At 51.7% G+C, this 17,072-nt stretch carries 17 protein-coding genes; 7 read left to right on the top strand and 10 right to left on the bottom strand.

The features are described 5' to 3' along the window. Positions 1–16: 16 nt before the first annotated feature. Positions 17–1,132, top strand: a complete 1,116-nt coding sequence (gene rnd / locus ACPXXB_RS09680; protein WP_423906997.1) for a ribonuclease D — start codon at positions 17–19, stop codon at positions 1,130–1,132. 114 nt (positions 1,133–1,246) lie between these two features. Here rnd and ACPXXB_RS09675 read toward each other — a convergent pair whose 3' ends face one another. Then, a complete protein-coding gene (locus ACPXXB_RS09675) occupies positions 1,247–2,440 on the bottom strand; it encodes a murein transglycosylase A (protein WP_423906995.1) in 1,194 nt (397 codons plus the stop codon). 266 nt (positions 2,441–2,706) lie between these two features. On the opposite strand from ACPXXB_RS09675, the gene rpsU reads away from it, so the two are divergent. From rpsU to ACPXXB_RS09660, 3 genes are all read left to right on the top strand, one after another. Beyond that, positions 2,707–2,922, top strand: a complete 216-nt coding sequence (rpsU, locus tag ACPXXB_RS09670; protein WP_423906993.1) for a 30S ribosomal protein S21 — start codon at positions 2,707–2,709, stop codon at positions 2,920–2,922. 46 nt (positions 2,923–2,968) lie between these two features. After that, positions 2,969–3,322, top strand: a complete 354-nt coding sequence (locus ACPXXB_RS09665) for a GatB/YqeY domain-containing protein (RefSeq protein WP_423911106.1) — start codon at positions 2,969–2,971, stop codon at positions 3,320–3,322. Positions 3,323–3,477: 155 nt separating this feature from the next. Further along, positions 3,478–3,690: a hypothetical protein gene (locus ACPXXB_RS09660; RefSeq protein WP_423906991.1), complete on the top strand. Its 213-nt coding sequence runs from the start codon at positions 3,478–3,480 to the stop codon at positions 3,688–3,690. A 326-nt stretch (positions 3,691–4,016) separates the two neighbouring features. Here the strand turns inward: ACPXXB_RS09660 and ACPXXB_RS09655 are convergent, their stop codons facing one another. Further along, entirely contained in the window at positions 4,017–4,331 is a 315-nt protein-coding gene (locus ACPXXB_RS09655) for a hypothetical protein (RefSeq protein ID WP_423906989.1), read from the bottom strand. 274 nt (positions 4,332–4,605) lie between these two features. Between ACPXXB_RS09655 and ACPXXB_RS09650 the strand changes: the two genes are divergently transcribed. After that, positions 4,606–6,735 carry an autotransporter domain-containing protein gene (locus tag ACPXXB_RS09650; protein WP_423906987.1) on the top strand — a complete coding sequence of 710 codons (2,130 nt, stop codon included), beginning with the start codon at positions 4,606–4,608 and terminating at the stop codon, positions 6,733–6,735. A gap of 244 nt (positions 6,736–6,979) precedes the next feature. Here the strand turns inward: ACPXXB_RS09650 and ACPXXB_RS09645 are convergent, their stop codons facing one another. After that, entirely contained in the window at positions 6,980–7,384 is a 405-nt protein-coding gene (locus ACPXXB_RS09645) for an NUDIX hydrolase (RefSeq protein WP_423906986.1), read from the bottom strand. A 38-nt stretch (positions 7,385–7,422) separates the two neighbouring features. On the opposite strand from ACPXXB_RS09645, the gene ACPXXB_RS09640 reads away from it, so the two are divergent. Further along, a complete protein-coding gene (locus ACPXXB_RS09640; RefSeq protein ID WP_423906984.1) occupies positions 7,423–8,118 on the top strand; it encodes a hypothetical protein in 696 nt (231 codons plus the stop codon). Positions 8,119–8,387: 269 nt separating this feature from the next. Next, positions 8,388–8,534, top strand: a complete 147-nt coding sequence (locus ACPXXB_RS09635; RefSeq protein WP_423906983.1) for a hypothetical protein — start codon at positions 8,388–8,390, stop codon at positions 8,532–8,534. Between the two features lie 179 nt (positions 8,535–8,713). On the opposite strand, the gene ACPXXB_RS09630 is transcribed toward ACPXXB_RS09635, so the two are convergent. The 7 genes from ACPXXB_RS09630 to ACPXXB_RS09600 all read right to left on the bottom strand — a co-directional run bounded on the left by ACPXXB_RS09630 (position 8,714) and on the right by ACPXXB_RS09600 (position 17,018). Next, positions 8,714–9,715 (bottom strand): Fic family protein, encoded by a 1,002-nt coding sequence (locus tag ACPXXB_RS09630; RefSeq protein ID WP_423906981.1) that lies wholly within the window; start codon positions 9,713–9,715, stop codon positions 8,714–8,716. A gap of 209 nt (positions 9,716–9,924) precedes the next feature. Next, positions 9,925–10,905 (bottom strand): ABC transporter ATP-binding protein, encoded by a 981-nt coding sequence (locus ACPXXB_RS09625; protein ID WP_423911104.1) that lies wholly within the window; start codon positions 10,903–10,905, stop codon positions 9,925–9,927. Beyond that, complete coding sequence (locus tag ACPXXB_RS09620) at positions 10,902–11,870, bottom strand: ABC transporter ATP-binding protein (RefSeq protein WP_423906979.1); 969 nt, start codon at positions 11,868–11,870, stop codon at positions 10,902–10,904. Before ACPXXB_RS09620 ends, ACPXXB_RS09625 begins: the two co-directional genes overlap by 4 nt. A 10-nt stretch (positions 11,871–11,880) precedes the next feature. Then, on the bottom strand, positions 11,881–12,717 hold the full coding sequence (locus ACPXXB_RS09615) for an ABC transporter permease (protein WP_423906977.1): 837 nt from the start codon (positions 12,715–12,717) through the stop codon (positions 11,881–11,883). Next, on the bottom strand, positions 12,714–13,658 hold the full coding sequence (locus tag ACPXXB_RS09610; RefSeq protein WP_423906976.1) for an ABC transporter permease: 945 nt from the start codon (positions 13,656–13,658) through the stop codon (positions 12,714–12,716). The genes ACPXXB_RS09615 and ACPXXB_RS09610 overlap by 4 nt, the downstream gene beginning before the upstream one ends. A gap of 91 nt (positions 13,659–13,749) precedes the next feature. After that, positions 13,750–15,336 carry an ABC transporter substrate-binding protein gene (locus ACPXXB_RS09605; protein ID WP_423906974.1) on the bottom strand — a complete coding sequence of 529 codons (1,587 nt, stop codon included), beginning with the start codon at positions 15,334–15,336 and terminating at the stop codon, positions 13,750–13,752. Between the two features lie 122 nt (positions 15,337–15,458). Next, a complete protein-coding gene (locus ACPXXB_RS09600) occupies positions 15,459–17,018 on the bottom strand; it encodes a M81 family metallopeptidase (RefSeq protein ID WP_423906973.1) in 1,560 nt (519 codons plus the stop codon). Positions 17,019–17,072 lie beyond the last annotated feature (54 nt).

Below are 17,072 nucleotides of genomic sequence, written 5' to 3'. Positions count from 1 at the left end.
TGATACCATTAGTTGCATGACAAAAATTAAACTGATCTCGGATCGCCATGCGCTGGATGAATGTATTTGCGCTGCGAAAAAATCAAAGTGGATCGGGGTGGACACCGAGTTTCTGAGAGAAAAAACCTATTATCCTTTGCTGTGTCTAATTCAGATTCGGACAGAATCGGAAGGGTTTTGTATTGACGTGTTAGCCATCGAAGATCTAATTCCGCTACAAGAAGTATTCGCCGATAAAAATATTATAAAAATTATCCACTCCTGCCGTCAGGATCTGGAGGCGTTGGATCAGCGGCTCGATGATCCGATTTGCAATTTGTACGATACCCAAATCGCGGCAGCATTTTGCGGATATGGTGAACAAATCAGTTATGCGGCGTTGGTGGAATCGATTTGCCGGGTAAAGTTGGAGAAGTCGCATACGCGCACCGATTGGTCGGCACGACCTTTGTCTCCCGCACAACTGCAATATGCAGTTGATGACGTGAATTATCTTGATCGGCTACAAGAATTTCTTGGCCGTCAGTTATCTGAATCCGGGCGCCAGACCTGGCATCGCGATGAATGCGAGAGAGTCTTAAAATCAAGGGAGTATCGAATCGCCCCGAAAGATGCGTGGAAGCGTCTAAAGGGCGGGGCGAAAATTCCAATCAGGTATCAACAAAGTGCAAAGGCGCTATCGACTTGGCGTGAGCGCAAAGCCCAGCAAAGAAATCGACCACGAGAATGGATTTTATCTACTCGGGCATTGACCGAGATATGTATCCGTCAACCCGCTAGCCTGGCGATGCTTTCCGAGATTGAATCGGTTAATGCCGGGCTGGTCAGAAATTCCGGGGCGGCAATTCTGGGGGTCCTCAAATCTAATTCGCCAAAATCTAATGCGTGCGCGAATGACGGCGCTAATCCGATTTGGAAAAACGATGTGCCGTTGGACAAACAGCAAAGAGGGCGGGTTAAGGCAGTTATGAATAAACTAAAAAGCGTTGCCGAACGGGCCAATATAAGCGAGTCAATACTGGCTAACCGAAATGATATAGAAGCCTTGATTGCCGGGAAAACAAATATCCCATTGCTGGAAGGGTGGCGCTATGAATTTATTGGGAAACAGATATTGGCTGAATTTGCCTGACTGTTCAGTGCTCTGATCGCTCAATCTCAAGCGCCAATAATGAGGCGCGGTCTCTTGGCGGTTCCTGCGTGGTTCTTGTATGAACAAGGAGGGGGCTTCTCCAGTTTCCGGATTTTAATCTTCCGGCTTATGCGATTTTGGCAACAACACAATCAAACTGCCTTGTTCTTTCATGTTTCCGGCGGAACGTTCCGCATAATCGCCGTGGCCCCAAAATAAATCCGCGCGCAACACGCCTTTTATGGCGCCGCCGGTATCCTGAGCAAAGACTAATCGCAGGTAATCCCTGTCAGGTTGCCCCGGATAGTTTGTCGCCAGCCAAATGGGTGTGCCTAGTTTTACCAGTTTGGGATCAATAGCAAGACTGCGTTCGGCAGTTAAAGGTGTGTTCAAAGATCCTACGGGGCCATTTTCGGTGGATTCCCGCAGAGCAAAAAACACATAGCTGGGATTTTCATTGAGTAAGTTCACTGCTTTTTCCGGGTAGTCCTGCAGCCATTGACGAATAGTAAATAATGAAATTTCTTCCCGATTAAGTTCGCCTTGCTCAAGCAAAATACGACCGATTGCCACATATGGATGTCCGTTTTGATTGCTATAGCCAACGCCAATCGTCTCGTCATCGGATAACTGAACACGCCCGGAACCCTGAATGTGCAGAAAAAATACCGCATCGCGGTCATCCAGCCAAAACAATTCTTGACCAGATAATAAATCCCGATTGGTTTCGATTTCCTCACGAGAATAAAACGGAACGATGGTATTGCCAACCCTTCGACCCCGTACCCGCTTGTTTTTCAACGCTGGATACAGGCTGCCGAGATCGATGGTAAGCAACGACTCAGGTTGCTGATATATGGGGTAGCGAAAGCGGGCATCCGCAATCTTGCTGCCAAACAACAGCGGCTCGTAATAACCGGTAATCAAGCCGTGCTGTTTACCGCCCTCGGCATACAGCGGGCGCGGAACAAACCAGGTTTCAAAAAAGTTTCTAGCCTCGGCATTGTCGGGCTGCCCAAGCGCATCGATAGCGGCGACGGCGTTGCAAATTTCAGCCCACAATGGCCATGCTGGATTGTTCGCAAGCGCCTTGCAGTTATTTTGCAGGGCTGGCCAGGCTTCGGCATGGTTATCCTGCTCCCAACCGCTTATTGACTCCCATTCAATCGGGTTTCCGAAGCCGGCTTCTCGAGGTTTGAAAAGGGTGCAGGAAGCGAGCAAGGTTGCGCCCCCGAAAATGATCAATATCTGTAAAAATAATGTTGGCATGGATGTCTTGAATTGTTGGTCACAAGTTATTTTGGGCATTTGTTGTTTATCAATTGGATAAGATAGTTAAATGGATTTTTCTGTGTATTACAACCAGGTTTATTTTTTAGGGGCTGTCCTGGATAACTAAGACTATCGTAAGACGAGCTGATGAGGAAGAGTCGTTTGAGCCGCGCATGTTGCGTTGCGCGGGGGGTGGCGGTCAGGCATGCCCAAAAATCGGAAATTCCCGAAAATCCTTGTGAAACTGGCTGAAAAATACAGTACAATCACGCCCCTTTTTAACCAGCCAGGAACTGAGCCATATGCCATCCGTACAAGTTCGACAAAACGAGCCCTTTGATGTCATTTTAAGACGATTTCGCCGGGCCTGCGAACGTGCCGGGGTTTTTACCGAATCCCGCCGTCGCCAGTGCTACGAAAAGCCGACTACCATCCGCAAAAGAGATGGTGATGCCGCGGTTCGACGGGAAATGAAACGGGTATCTCGTCAAAGAGCCAGGTACAAACGTCTTTATTAGGAGCGTCTCACCGCAGCGCAGCCTTGCTGGGCTGTCTGTGTTGGCTATGCTTGCCCATCCTGAATATCCCAATTATCCCAAACTTCTGATGAGTCTAAAGGAAAGCTTGATGGCTGATATGAAAGCGGCGATGCGAGACCGGCAGGTGGTCAGACTCGAAACCATCAGATTGCTGCGAGCGGCTATCCAACGCAAAGAGGTGGATGAGCAAATTCAGCTTGATGACCAAGGCGTACTGCGAATAATCCAAAAAATGGTCAAGCAGTGTACTGAAATCTGTTGTTTGTTCGGCCCGATGAGCCGACCCTCGCGGTCATATCTGGCTAGCCGCCGAGGGCCATGCAGGAGGGATAAACTGCCGTCAAGATGTCTTAATACCGCAACGGTTGCTTTGACATAATGGTATCGGGTCGGGTCGTCTGGAATCTGTAATACCAATCCTTTGAAGCGAACGCAATTATCCTTGCCGACTTTGCACTGATAACGCTGACACAGATAATCATCCAGCTCTCCCCCGATCCAGAGCACGAACCCACTGCCTGTTGTGCGCGGCGGATGGGAAAATTCAGCGTTGAAAGCGGGTCGATAGACCTCGCGCAGGTAACGATTAGCCTCGCTCATGTCGGTGATGCCCTGCAAAGCCAACTCCTCGGGCAATCGGCCCTGGTGCGTCCCGAAGGCGCGTTCCGAACGCCCTCTGGCTTCGGGCGAATAGGCTTCAATCATCTGGATGCCCAATCGTTTCATGGCTTCGCCAAACTGGGTTAATCGAACCTTATCCACCTTGCCGCCCGCCTCAGGGGTGAGCCAGTAATGGCTGCCCCGATCGGTGCAAGGCGTGCAAAACAGGCCTTGCGCACGGATGACTTCCTGCACGCCCTTAAAGCTGCTCGCCGTCCCTTCCTCATCCACAAAAAACATCGAATAGTGCTCATTGGTGGCGTCATCCATGGTCACAATCAAGTCCCACTGGCAACCCGGCACCCATTCATGGGTGCTGCCGTCCTGGTGAAGCATCATACCTTTCATCGGCGCCGGTTCTCGTCGTTGCGATGAAGACCTCGTTTTCGACCTTTCTTCATCACCCCTTCACGCTATAGCACAGTCTTCACCCAACTATAACTGCGAGCGCCGGCGTGTTCACGCCGATACCACCCGTGAAAGTGTTTCACATTCCAACCGCGATAACGCCCGGTGTATAACTCCACCAGCCGCATCACTTCATCAACCGGCGCTTTGTGGCGCCAGGGCTGATTCAAACGCTTATCCAGCAAACCCGACAACCCCGATTCCTCGTGCCGACACATATAGCGCCGAAACGTCCGCGAACACACGCCCAACAACTGCGATGCCTCCTCTTGGCTTAATCGTTTGCATTGACAGCCTTCATACGCTTCTTCATATCTCATCTGTTTGGTCTCCTGTAACCAACCTGCCCGATTCATAGTCAACTCCAAAAACAGCGACTATAAATCCGGACACATTACGTGTTACAAAAGCGGACAGGTTACTTATCATTAACAGGACTTATACAAAGTGTTGCGCTTTGCTGAGAAATCGTGTAGCCTGCCGTCGCTGTGAGTAATACAAACCTATAGTGAATTTTAACCAACCTACGGAGATAGACCTAAATGCGATGCTTCAATACTTTGTCCCCCCCCCCCGCCATCGTTGCGTGGGCGCTTGCTCATCCTTGCCATCGGCCTTGCCGCGGGCATGCTTGCCCTGTCGGTGCAGGCGGAACCCTTTACCATTGCCAGCGGCGAGACTGAAATCATATCGAGCAGCAAAATACTCAATGACGGGGAAACAGGGACCATTGAAGAGGCAGGGACGCTCCAGGGGTCCGGAGAGCATGCGGCCATAGTCTGGGGAGTGGGTCCCAATGTGCGGATTCTCAATAACGGGATGGTTGCTTCGTCGGGGAACAATAGTCCCGCGGTCGACGCAGGCGCTTCTGGCGCAGAGATCACCAATAACGGATTACTCGCAACGTCTGGGGTGAGCAGTCACGGTATTTTAGTAAAGGGGGCCTCCGACAAGGCAACAATCATTAACAACGGCGCGATAATGACGCAGGAGTTTCAGAGTCATGGGATTCAAGCAAGCGGCAAGAACACCGAGATTACCCACAGCGACAGCGGGACGATAACGACGAAGGGCAAAAGAAGTCACGGCATTTGGGCAAGCGGCAAGAACACCAAGATTACCCACAGCGGGACGATAACGACGGGAGGTGAAACCGCTTTCGGCATTTGGTTAAGCAAGAACGCCGAGATTATCCACAGCGACAGCGGGACGATAACGACGCAGGGGAAAAATGGTTATGGGATTGTAGCAACCGGCGAGAACGCCGAGATTACCTACAGCGGGACGATAACGACGCAGGGGGAAAATGGTTATGGGATTCAAGCAACCGGCAAGAACACCAAGATTACCCACAGCGGGACGATAACGACGCAGGGGAAAAATGGTTATGGGATTAGAGCAACCGGCGAGAAAGTCGAGATTACCCACAGCGGGATGATAACGACGGAAGGTGAAACCGCTCATGGCATTTTGACAGGCGCCGACAGCACGGTCACGGTCAGTGGCCTGGTGTCTGTGACCGGACGGGATGCTTATGCGATTTTGGGTTCCGATACAAATAGTCAAACACTGAACATCTTGCCCGGCGCGCGGATCGTCGGCCGGATTAACCTGGGAGAAAAAGACGGCGGCGGTGATAATGATGTTGTCAACGTCATGACGGATACGCGTATGACTTCAGCGGCTTGGACCTTTGAGGGCGCCGAGACCATCAACCTAGCTACCAGCGACATGCCGGTGTTGCGGAATGGCGATACCGTGGTGATGCTTGACTCGACCGGCTCTGCTGCTGCCCGCATGGCCCTAGGCGCGACCACGAGCCAGATCCATGGGGCCGTGCATCGGCAATTGGCACAAGCGCCGGGCCTCACAAAATCAGGCGCCAACGCCTGGGGGCGTTTCTTTGGAGGGGATAGCAAGCGCGGCGATGACGGCGCGGCACTGGCCTGGCGGCACAACCTCATCGGCTTGGTTGTCGGACATGAAGCCATCCTGGCAGGCGGCCACCGCGTCGGCGTGTTAGTCGGCGTCAGCCACGGGCAAGCCGAGACCAAAACAACCTTGATCTCCACCGACGCAGACGGCGTGTTTGCCGGTGCTTACGGACAGCGCATCATCATCAATGAGAGGGGGGTTGGGGGGCTGGCCCTGAACGGCGCGGTGATTATCGGGCACCAAGACCATGACGGCAAGCGCACCGTGCTCGACAATCTTGCGGGCTATGAAACCGCGGACGGGGATTACGGCAGCATCTATATCAGCCCTTCGCTGAGCCTGACTTGGACCCGGCCGCTGGCCGGCGGCCTGGAACTGCGCCCTCATGCGCAGGTGGCGTACACCCATGGCCACTATGACGGCTATACGGAGAGCGGCACGGCCAACTCCAACCTGCGCTTCGGCGGTCGGAATGTCGATGTTGCCAGTGGTCGTCTGCAGCTCGGGCTGGCCCGTGCCTTGGCTGGCGACAAGGGCGAGGTCGAGTGGCGCGTGGGCGCGGAGCACATGGATTATGGCAAGGACAGCGCGACCGTGCAATTGGACGGCGGCGATGCGGTCTCCTATAAGGTGCCTGGTGCTAATCGGGTTACCGGCGGCTACCTTGGCGTCCGCATGGACTATGCCATCAAAGACCGCTTCAATCTGGTCGCCGACGTGGAGTATGGCCGTGCGTCGGGGTCTGAAGAGTCCCTCGCAGGCACCTTGGGACTGGAAATCAAACTTTAGGAAGCTCTGAACTAATCAGGGTTTCCTTAGGGTTGCAATTTTCGCATATAGGCGCGCGCGCATAGGGAGCATAGAGCATATATTCATTTGGTTGAAACGCATTGGTTGGGGTATGCGGACATTGGAAATGACCAGGCATCCAACAACCATTCGGCGCGGTTGAAGCGATTTGGCTGTGGCGATGGGCTAAAACTTTGGGCTATTGAAATTTCACGCGAAAGAATGAGCGCATTTTCAGCGCCGCTTAAATAAGAGATAAATATTCCTGCACTTGGTAAAGCGCGACGATGCTCTTTGCGTCATCCATTTCACCGGCCTTGACCATTGCCTTGATTTTGTGTATGGACAGCCAATGTATTTCCATGAATTCGTGTGCCTGGTGGGCGGTTTCGCTTTTGGCGAGGTCGGTGGCGAGGAATATATGCAGCCGTTCGTCGCAAAAGCCGGGCGTGGTCAGGATTGAGCCCAAGGAACGCCATTGTCCTGCGCTGAATCCGGTTTCTTCCTTGAGTTCTCGTCGCGCGGTTTGTTCTGCGGTTTCATGAATTTCGGTGATGCCGGCCGGAAACTCCCACATCCAGTCATGTACAACATGGCGAAACTGTTTGATTATGCAAAGGTTGTTTTTGTCATCCATCGCCACAACCACCGCACCGCCGGGGTGCCGAACTGCTGGCCGGGGTGGCGGTGTCCCGGAGCCAGATCGATCTGGACTACACCAACACCGGCGACGGCGATTATGAGTCGGATCTCACCAGCGTCCATCCCTACCTTGGCTGGACCGCCGGGCGGCTGGATTTGTGGGCCACCGTCGGCTACGGCGAGGGTGATCTGGAGATTACCGATGACGTGCAACGGCGGCTGACGAGCGATAGCGAGACCGGGAGAGACCTCAATCTGGGCGCCGGCGTGCGATGCGCCAATCCAGTCACTGGCCTGACCCTGGAAGGCAAGGTACGCACTCTTGTAGGACGGGCAGACTATGAGGAATGGGGTATCCAGGGTCTGATCAGCCTGGATGCCGGTGCCGACGGGCAGGGCTTGTCGATGAGTTTGAAGCCCGGCTACGGTGATACCGCCAGCGAGGTGCAAAGGATCTGGGGCCAGGGTGTGCTCGACTATGCTGACAAAGATGCCGACCGCACCTACGGCATGCGGCTGGATACGCGGATAGGCTATGGTTTTGGTTTTACCTTGCGTGACCGCCATGGTGTGCTGATGCCGTACGGCGAGCTGACCCTCGGCGCCACCGACAGTTATCGTATGGGCCTGAACTGGAAGGCGGGTTCGCGCTTTGACCTGACCCTGCTCGGCGAGCGCCGCGAGCATAGCAGCGACCCGGCCGAACACGCCATCCTGCTCAAAGGCGAAGTGCGGTTTTAACTTTCGGCGACCGCCACGGATGGTTGCGACCCGCCGCCTGCAGTGTGCATAATGCGCGATGGGATATGCCACTATCTGGCCGCTATCTGTATGGGGTGGGTGCATACAGAGGATTGTCCGGGCTCAGACACAAATGAGACTATTAAGAGGATAAAAAATCGGGCAGTCTAAGGTAAAATCATTTCACTTAAATCACAGGAGACCACCCGATGCAGATTAAAAGCGAAGCGTATCAAATCAAATAAATATAACCGCCAAGGAGGGTGGAAATGCAGGTTTTGCAGGAGCAAAAACCTGCCCGCAGTTGGGCGATTGCCGACACCGCCAGTGAACCAGCAAGCGATTGCATGAGGAAACTAGAGAGTTATGCCGAGCTGAAATCAGCAGGCGGCACGACGAACGACCTTCTCTTTTAGCGTATTTGGAACGATCTTGCTTTGATTCTTGTCCTGGGATTGCCAAATATGGGTGAATTAACCGAAAAACAACTACCCTACCTTACCCGTAGCAAGACAATGCCCGAAAGGAATACCAGTACTCCGGCGCCTGTAAGCGGCATGATTAACTCCAAAAAAGAAACGGCTTAATGCTGGCTTTACATATCCAGACCATTGTCTTCGTCCGGGCCACGCTTCCACTCATTTTCTCCGGGGGCTTTGTAAGTGCAGTCGCCGTTGGAGTGGGCGTAATACCGTGAAGATTTAAGCACCTGTTTTGTGATGATGACCGCCGCGTTAAGAGACTCTGATGCTAGTATGGCAAGGCGTTCGGCGAAAGGACGCAAATCACCAGCATCGGCTAATTCGAGCGCGGCGATGTACGGAGGCTTTTCCGCGGCTGTAATCATCGGTGGAAATTCACCGCGCCGTATGTAAGCATACGCCATAAGCAGGCGTGCAGTGCGGCCATTGCCGTCCTGGAAAGGATGGATTTGGATGTAGCGATGATGCAACCATGCCGCTTCGACTTCGGTGGCATAGCTTTGCTCATGTATCTTGGCGTACATATCAAGCAATCTGTCCAGTTCGGAGCGCACTTGCTCGGGTGGGCAATACTGATGAACAACGCCATCCGGGCGGCGCGGATTGTTTGGGCGCAGTTTGTATTCCCCTTTAAGAAGCGGAATGCCGACACGTTTCCCTCCCAGGGTTCTGCTCGCGGCGGTGGCTTGATACCGGGTGAGCAGTTGATGCCATTCCTTGAACGCCGTATGCGATAATGAGCGACGTTGCGCGACCGTATCAAAGACCATTTCCAATGCGGTTTTCTGGTCTTTCAGCAATCCCGTCAGGCTATCATCTTCCACCTCAGGTGACGCCATCTTATGAGATAGCCGGACACTCTCTAACCCTTCGGTGATGAGTTGCTCGGTAATGCCTCTGGGAATCACATAAAGTCCTTCGATTTGCCCGGTCTCAATGGCAAAACGTCTTTGCCGTTCTTCCGCCCAGATGTCCATGATCTTTTTATCCAGTTTTGTGCTTTCGAGCTGCGGACGCAAGTTGCGCCATTGGGATAAGGCTTCTTGGTAGCCGGGATCCCACCACTTAATCGCATCAGTCGGCATGTCCTCAATGGGAGACCACTGTTCTCTCATTCTTGATTCTTTGATGAAAATAGATGTAGCGATAGATATTACGCTATTTTGAGATTTTTTGGTGAAAACAACTCTCCCATTTGCGATATTTCAAACTCTATAACCGGGACACCGTATTGTGCTGACAATCGGGCCGCTGACGGCGTACACTGGAATTTTGATGGCGCCATAATCCGTACCCACCGTTCCATCCAACCGAAATTGAATAATTAACGGGGATAGTGACAGGTTAGCGAATGCGCATCGCTGACCATATGCACCGGGGGAAAGGTGCTGTTACAGCCGTCCGCTGCAAACGGGCAACGAGTGTGGAATTCGCAGCCCTTCGGGCGATCCATGAGGCTAGGTACTTCACCCTTAAGCTCAATACGCTCAATACTCGCATCCGCATCCGCATCCGCATTAGGGTTAGCGGACAATAGCGCCAAGGTATAGGGATGGCACGGTTGCGCAAAAATATCATCGGTAGGACCCTGTTCGACGAAACGACCCAGATACATAATCGCAGTACGGTCGGATATGTGACGAACTATGTTTAGATTATGAGTGATGACAAAAATACTGATACCGAGCTCATCCTGCAATTGGTTGAGCAGGTTAAGAATTTCTCCCTGTACGGAAACATCCAGTCCAGCGGTAGGTTCATCAGCAATAATCAGTTTCGGACTCAACGCCAGCGCCCGGGCAACGCCGACTCGCCTTGCCTGACCACCGCTCAACTGGTGCGGATAGCGCTCGGAAAAATGATCCGGCAAGCCAACCATTTTCAGGAGTCGGGTGTGCTCCGCTCTCAGGTCCCGATCTTTCATGCCATGCACTATGTACGGTTCGGTAATCAGTGCACCGATGCTTTGTCGTGGACTGAGCGATCCCACCGGGTTTTGCCAGATGAAGGAAATTTGTTTGCGGTAGGCCATCATGTCGGCATTGTTCATAGCGGTCACATCTTCCCCGTTGAAACGGATTGATCCTTCCGAAACAGGCAGCAATCCTGCCGCAGCTAACGCCAGTGTGGACTTACCAGATCCGCTTTCACCCACAAGGGTAAATGTTTGCCCTTCTTCGATAGAGAAAGAAACATCGCGCACCGCATCGATAAAGGGGTCTGAAACCTGCTTAATCATCGCCTGTACGCTCGACATAACGCGGAAACGAACTCGCACGTTTTTTGCTTGCAGAACAGTGCTCATGACCATGCCCGGTGACAGCTTACGAAATGACCTTTGCCCGAGTCGGTCCACTTTGGCGCCACCGTATCGCATTGATTCATGATCTGGGTACAACGATTCTTGAAGATACAGCCTGCTGGTATCGTCACCAGATCCGGGATTTCGCCGGCAATGGTCGGCAGGAAGCGGCTTTTGGTGGCAATGCCGGCGGGATCACACCGAAGCAGTCTTTCGGTATACGGATGAGCCGGACGATGAAAGACATCGCGAATAGTGCCCTGCTCCACCACTTCGCCAGCATACATTACAATCACAAAGTCGCACAATTCGGCAATGACGCCGAGATGATGGGAAATGAAAAGAATGGAACAACCTATGTCTGTTTGTAACGCCTTGAGCAGATGAATAATCTGCACTTCCAGGGTCGCGTCTAAAGCGGTGGTTGGTTCATCTGCGATCAACAACGAAGGCTCGGCCTGTAGCGCCATGGCAATGGAAATGCGCTGTTGCATGCCGCCGGAAAATTCATGGGGAAACTGTTTGAGACGGCTGGCGGGATCAGGGATGCCGACGCTGGTTAGCATATCGATGGAACGCTGGGTTTTTTCGGCCCGGGATTTGTTATCCCGGTACTGAATGTCGATCATCTGTCGGCCGATTGACAACACTGGATTCAGCGTCGACATCGGGTCCTGAAATACGATGGACATTCGATCGCCACGGATAGCGCGCATCTCGTTTTCGGACAGTTTTAATAGACTCCGACCTTCGAAATTCGCAGAACCATTGGGTATATTGGCATTTTCTGCCAGCAAACGGATGATTGAAGAAATGAGTGTTGACTTTCCGCAGCCACTTTCACCGACCACCCCCACGATTGATCCCTTAGGCACATCCAGGTTGACATGCCGTAGAGCTTTTAACTCGCCACGATCCGTATCATAGTGCACAGACAGGTCGCGTATAGTGAGAACATTCTCGTTCATACAATAAGGCTCATAGGCTTTTTCTGAGTTTGGGATCAATCAGATCGCGCAACGATTCGCCGAGAAACGTAAACCCAAGCGTAATCAAGACCAGCGGAATACTTCCGGCGATGATGGGCCAGGGGGTATTGCGAATCAAGGTATAGCCGTCGTTAAGTATGCTGCCCCAGGATGGTGTCGGTGGCTTGACCCCCATGCCAAGAAAACTCAGGCCCGCCTCCAATGCAATCACTGTGGGGATGTCCATGGAAGCCAGGATAATCAGTGGGCCAATGACATTTGGCAAAATATGGACACCGAGGATACGGGTCGTTGACACGCCCATGGCACGCTCAGCCAAAATAAATTCGTTGGACTTGATGGTAAGGGTCTGGGTACGAACCACACGGCCGTAGCTGGGAATAGATGTCACGATGATAACCGCGATTACGGTAGTGAGCGAAGGACCAACCAATGCCACCGTTGCCAACGCAAACATAACCGTTGGAAAAGAGCGAATAGTATCGAAAAACATCATAATTGTGTTATCCAGCCAGCGTGGTCCGAATCCGGCGATCATGCCAAGTAATACCCCGATGCTGAGCGCTACACCTATGGATATCAATGCTACTTTCAGTGCCACCTGACCGCCATGTAATACTCGTGAAAACAGATCCCGACCAAGTTGATCTGTGCCCAACAGGTGACTTGCTGATGGACTTTGCAGGCGTTCGAGTATATTCAGGGCCACCGGGTCGTAAGGCGCAATAATGCCAGCCAGAAAAGCGCCAATGACAATGACCGTAACCAGTATTAAACCAAACAGGCCGAGTGGTTCCCTGGTTATGCGCTTTAGTATATTTATCATAGCGAAACCCGGATACGTGGGTCGAGCCAGGCGTTAACCAGATCCGACAAGGTGGTACTGATCACAAACAGGATAGTGCTGATCAGCACCGAACCCATAACCACCGGATAGTTACGCGTGGTGATGGAATCAAAAATCAGTTTGCCAATTCCTGGCCGCGCAAAAACGATTTCAGTGAACAGGGCCGCGGACAATAGAAAACCCATACCGATGCCAATCAGGGTTACCGTTGGCAGAACTGCAAGTTTCAACGCATAGCGGAAGACCACGGTGCGTTCGGCAAGTCCGTAAGCGCGTGCAGTGCGGATGTGATTTTCCCCCATAACTTCGAGCATGGATGCGCGCACCAACCTCGACAGGTAACCAATCCAGGAAAGAGCAATGGCGAATGCGGGTAACACCAGATGGGTAGCCTGATCCCAAAATTCACCCTTTTCTCCAGCGCCTACTGCCGGAAACCAGTGCAGGGTAACCGCAAAGATCAATAGTGAGTACAGCGCCACCACAAAGGCAGGGGCTGTGATGCAGGCAACGGATAATATGCCGCTGATTCGATCGCCGAGGGAATTTCTGTGTATCGCGGAATAGCAGCCCAGAGGGATGCCAATCAGCGCAGCAAAAATGATGGCTGTTAAAATAAGCCAGAGCGTATACGGTAATTGACCGAAGACGATATCGGCTACGGGCCGATTGGTGATGACGTCCATACCCAGGTCGCCGGTGAACAGGTTTCCGAAGAAGCGCAATATTTGTACCGGAAGCGGCAAATCCAGCCCCATGCGTACCGACATACTGGCGATTAATTCGGGGGTCGCCCTGGGTCCCAGAAGGATTCGGGCAGGGTCCCCTGGCACCAAATGGATCATGCAAAACAACACTGTCACCGCCAACATGACAATAACCACACCTAAGGCGACGCGTTTTAGACAATAAAACAACATAACCGGCTAGTAAGCCGACCCCGAATAATCACAACGATGGGTTGACGTATTGTTGTCGATCACATCGTCGTGGCAGGGGAGTTCGAATCGATCAAGCACTGGTAAATGAACGCAGTAACGGCAAACCGTCCGGTCGGAATGCAGGCTTTATGCTATTGCGATAAATTACCGGCGTTGCCTCATGGGTGATAAAGCGGTATGCCCCGCTTTGTTCCATCATATCCTGCATCTTGCGATACATTTCATCGCGTTGGGCATTGTCAGATGTCATCTTGGCTGCGGCCTCCAGCCTGTCGAATTCTTGGTCGCTGTAGCGTTCCCAATTCCAGATACCTTTTTGACTGGTTATAAACCAGGCAGTGGCGTAGGAAGGATCCGGCGCCATTGAAAAGCGGTTAAGAATAAGTTGAATATCTTTGTAGCGCTCGCCCGCACTGGAATCGCCCAGCGACCAAAATGCGCCGGATTCGTGCAGATTGATTTCAACATTTATGCCAGCCTGGGCGCAGGTGGCTTGAATCACCTGAGCGGTGGTTACATTAGTCGCCTTATTCAATACATCCAGCGTTATGTTGGCGCCGCCACTCATTCCCGCGGCTTCAAGGTATTCCTGAGCTTTGGCAATGTTCATTTCTGGTGGCACTAAACTTTCCGGACGGTAACCAATCAATCCGGGTGCGATGATACCCGTTGAAGGTTCAGCAGCACCGAAATAAGAAGCCTGGAGTATGGATGGAACGTCGATACAGTGCTGAACGGCCTTGCGCAGGTTTTCGTTAGCCATGATTTCGTTTTCGACATTCATGCCTACCCATACATAGTATAGAGAAGGATACTCCTCTACAGTAGAATTTTCCGGCGGTGAAGCTTTGAGATTGCCTACTGAACCCAGAGATAACCGGGTGCAGTCAATATCACCGGACTCGTAAGCGATCTGAGCCGTGTTTTCATCGTCGATGGGAAAAATGTGAATCTCGTCAAAGCCTGCTTGGCCGCCGTGCCAGTCGGGATTGCGCGCCAGGATGGTTTTCTGTTTCGGTTGCCATTCCTGATGCAAGTAAGGCCCTGATGTGCAAGGGGTAGTCGTATCCACCTTGCCACCCGCTTCTTCCCATGCTTTTTTGCTGACAATATTCCCAACGATATATGGAAGGGCGATGTTCCAGGCCGGCGGATAGGGTTCATTGAAGACGATGGTGCCCTGATACTTGCTGTCAACTGTAACTTCTTTCAACGAGCCCCAGTCCGGGGTATTGGTGGATTCGAGAGATTCATCGATAATTCGTTGGTATGAATACTTAACGTCTTCTGCGGTCATCTCGCCGTAGCCACCGGTAAACATGATGCCCGGCTTCAACTTGAATTTAATATGGGTGTCATCTACCTGTTCGATAGATTCCGCCGCATCCAGGTCATATCCCCATTTGCGGCCCGGCTTGTACTGGATCAATTTGCTATAGATGCTGCTTTGAATCTCTTCATCTACAATGCCCTGAGAAAACGCCGGATCCAGGCTGCGCATATCCGCATAAGTACGAATGTTGAGAATTTTCTTATTCTGGGCATAGATTATTTCTGAGACTCCGCCAGTGGCGGCTACCATGCTCAGTACACCGGATGTCTTTAGGAATCGTCTTCGTTTTAGGTCTGATGCGACCATCTGATGTTTCGATTTCATTGTCTGTTTTCCTCTGTGATTGATCGGTGATTGGAAAAATTTTAGTGAGTTAACCACTTATGCGTCTAATCTAAGGTATAGCGGTTCAATCTACAATTTCGCAACCTGTCATAGAAATTGCGTCAGAATGCGTCATGGTGCGTACTGTAGTGCGATTGACATCCGGTCCGGGGTGCCGCCGATTCCAGGTCAAGAGGGTAAACAGGACAAGGCAGATTCTTAAACCTGAATTGAGTATAGTCAGAACTGCACACGCCAGGTCCTGCTGCCAGCACGATGTGTTTAGCAATTTTTTCAAAGGATGCCCTGAAATGTTGTCGCGATTTGATCAGAACATAGTGTTTCTTTAAGAGGTCAATTCCAGCGTGGGTAAAGCAACCGAGGTCATAGGGCTCCCAGCGTTGTTCGCTCATCAACAATTCCAGTCCATCGGTTTTTAGTACAGCGGTGCGTCCCAGATTTACCCTGAGTCCAGTTTGCATTGGGCCGGTAATGGTGAATCTGCCGTTTGTGATTTTTGAGATCCGCCCACTCAAGGTAAGACTATGCCCGATTTGGGCGATGGAAGGGACATCTGTTTTTCCTCCAACCGGTAGTGTTATTGACGCGCCTTCGCTGGCTTCGATCATTTGATCCACTGCGGACGGATCCCAGATCGGTCCGGCAATAATATTTTTCAGGCCTTGGTTAAGCATCTCATCCAAAACGGTAAGATCATCCGCACTGCCGCCTGTGCCGCTGTTATCACCGTGGTCGGCAATAATCACCGGGTAATCGGACATCTGTTTTGCTCTTGTTATGGATTTTTTCAAGTCTTCTGCTTCGAAAATAAAATCCGCTCTGCGCTGCCACGACATGTCGCATAACTCGTTTACGATGGTTTCACCATTGTTACTATCCGCGCGTTCCACAGTTAACGCGCTCAAGGAAACATGCGGGATATCCGCGAGAGGGAAGCCGCCGAAAACCGAGGCATTTAAAACTTTCCCGGATTCTGTGGCACTAATCGCTTGATTCATGATGTCCTTCATTGGTTGTTGCAGTGGTGTTTGTTTAATCATGTGGGTCATTATCGGTACAGTACGCCAGCAAATTTTCGTTGACACTCCCGTCTCCAGGATATGAAACAAAGATTGCGCCGCTCGTTTGCCAGTTTCATACATATCGATATGTGGATAAGTACGATATCCATCAACAACGGTGCAATTCTCTGCCATGTCTTTGGTTAAATTTGTATGAAAATCCAGGGCTACCGCTATCGGTACTTTGGCGTTTATCCGTCTGATACGCTTTAACAATTCGCCTTCACCGTCATCGTATGAGTGAGTAACCATGGCACCGTGTAAATCCAGTAGCACCGCATCACAACCTTTTGCAACGTCCTCACATATTTTGCTCACAATGGTTTCATACGCATCATCGTCAACTTTACCGCTGGGTTCGGCATAGGCGGCGACCGGAACGGATATTTCAGCGTCCCGTGCCTTGGCGACATCAAGCAATGCGGCAAATGCGAAATCAGTAGAACTGTAAATCTCGACAGCCTGATCACCACAGGGTGGGTCGCTCAAACCAACGCCGCTGGCAAAAGCGTGCAAGGGGGTGGCGAGAGGTGAAAAAGTATTTGTTTCATGCTGCATTAAAGCAACCACACAACGCATAAGACGCTCCTGATTTTGCATTCGTCACAGTGTACAACAGGATACCCTGAAATAAGAATGCCAGCAATTTCGCGG

The organism is Candidatus Spongiihabitans sp., from assembly GCF_965237845.1.
GTDB lineage: Bacteria > Pseudomonadota > Gammaproteobacteria > Arenicellales > Poriferihabitantaceae > Spongiihabitans.
This window is presented reverse-complemented; position numbering and strand designations above follow the sequence as displayed.

Bases quoted from the DNA above. Each gene is read 5' to 3' on its own strand.
- rnd (WP_423906997.1), top strand. From the start codon at position 17: ATGACAAAAATTAAACTGATCTCGGATCGCCATGCGCTGGATGAATGT.
- ACPXXB_RS09675 (WP_423906995.1), bottom strand. From the start codon at position 2,440: ATGCCCAAAATAACTTGTGACCAACAATTCAAGACATCCATGCCAACA.
- rpsU (WP_423906993.1), top strand. From the start codon at position 2,707: ATGCCATCCGTACAAGTTCGACAAAACGAGCCCTTTGATGTCATTTTA.
- ACPXXB_RS09665 (WP_423911106.1), top strand. From the start codon at position 2,969: ATGCTTGCCCATCCTGAATATCCCAATTATCCCAAACTTCTGATGAGT.
- ACPXXB_RS09660 (WP_423906991.1), top strand. From the start codon at position 3,478: ATGGGAAAATTCAGCGTTGAAAGCGGGTCGATAGACCTCGCGCAGGTA.
- ACPXXB_RS09655 (WP_423906989.1), bottom strand. From the start codon at position 4,331: ATGAGATATGAAGAAGCGTATGAAGGCTGTCAATGCAAACGATTAAGC.
- ACPXXB_RS09635 (WP_423906983.1), top strand. From the start codon at position 8,388: ATGCAGGTTTTGCAGGAGCAAAAACCTGCCCGCAGTTGGGCGATTGCC.
- ACPXXB_RS09630 (WP_423906981.1), bottom strand. From the start codon at position 9,715: ATGAGAGAACAGTGGTCTCCCATTGAGGACATGCCGACTGATGCGATT.
- ACPXXB_RS09625 (WP_423911104.1), bottom strand. From the start codon at position 10,905: ATGAGCACTGTTCTGCAAGCAAAAAACGTGCGAGTTCGTTTCCGCGTT.
- ACPXXB_RS09620 (WP_423906979.1), bottom strand. From the start codon at position 11,870: ATGAACGAGAATGTTCTCACTATACGCGACCTGTCTGTGCACTATGAT.
- ACPXXB_RS09615 (WP_423906977.1), bottom strand. From the start codon at position 12,717: ATGATAAATATACTAAAGCGCATAACCAGGGAACCACTCGGCCTGTTT.
- ACPXXB_RS09610 (WP_423906976.1), bottom strand. From the start codon at position 13,658: ATGTTGTTTTATTGTCTAAAACGCGTCGCCTTAGGTGTGGTTATTGTC.
- ACPXXB_RS09605 (WP_423906974.1), bottom strand. From the start codon at position 15,336: ATGAAATCGAAACATCAGATGGTCGCATCAGACCTAAAACGAAGACGA.
- ACPXXB_RS09600 (WP_423906973.1), bottom strand. From the start codon at position 17,018: ATGCAAAATCAGGAGCGTCTTATGCGTTGTGTGGTTGCTTTAATGCAG.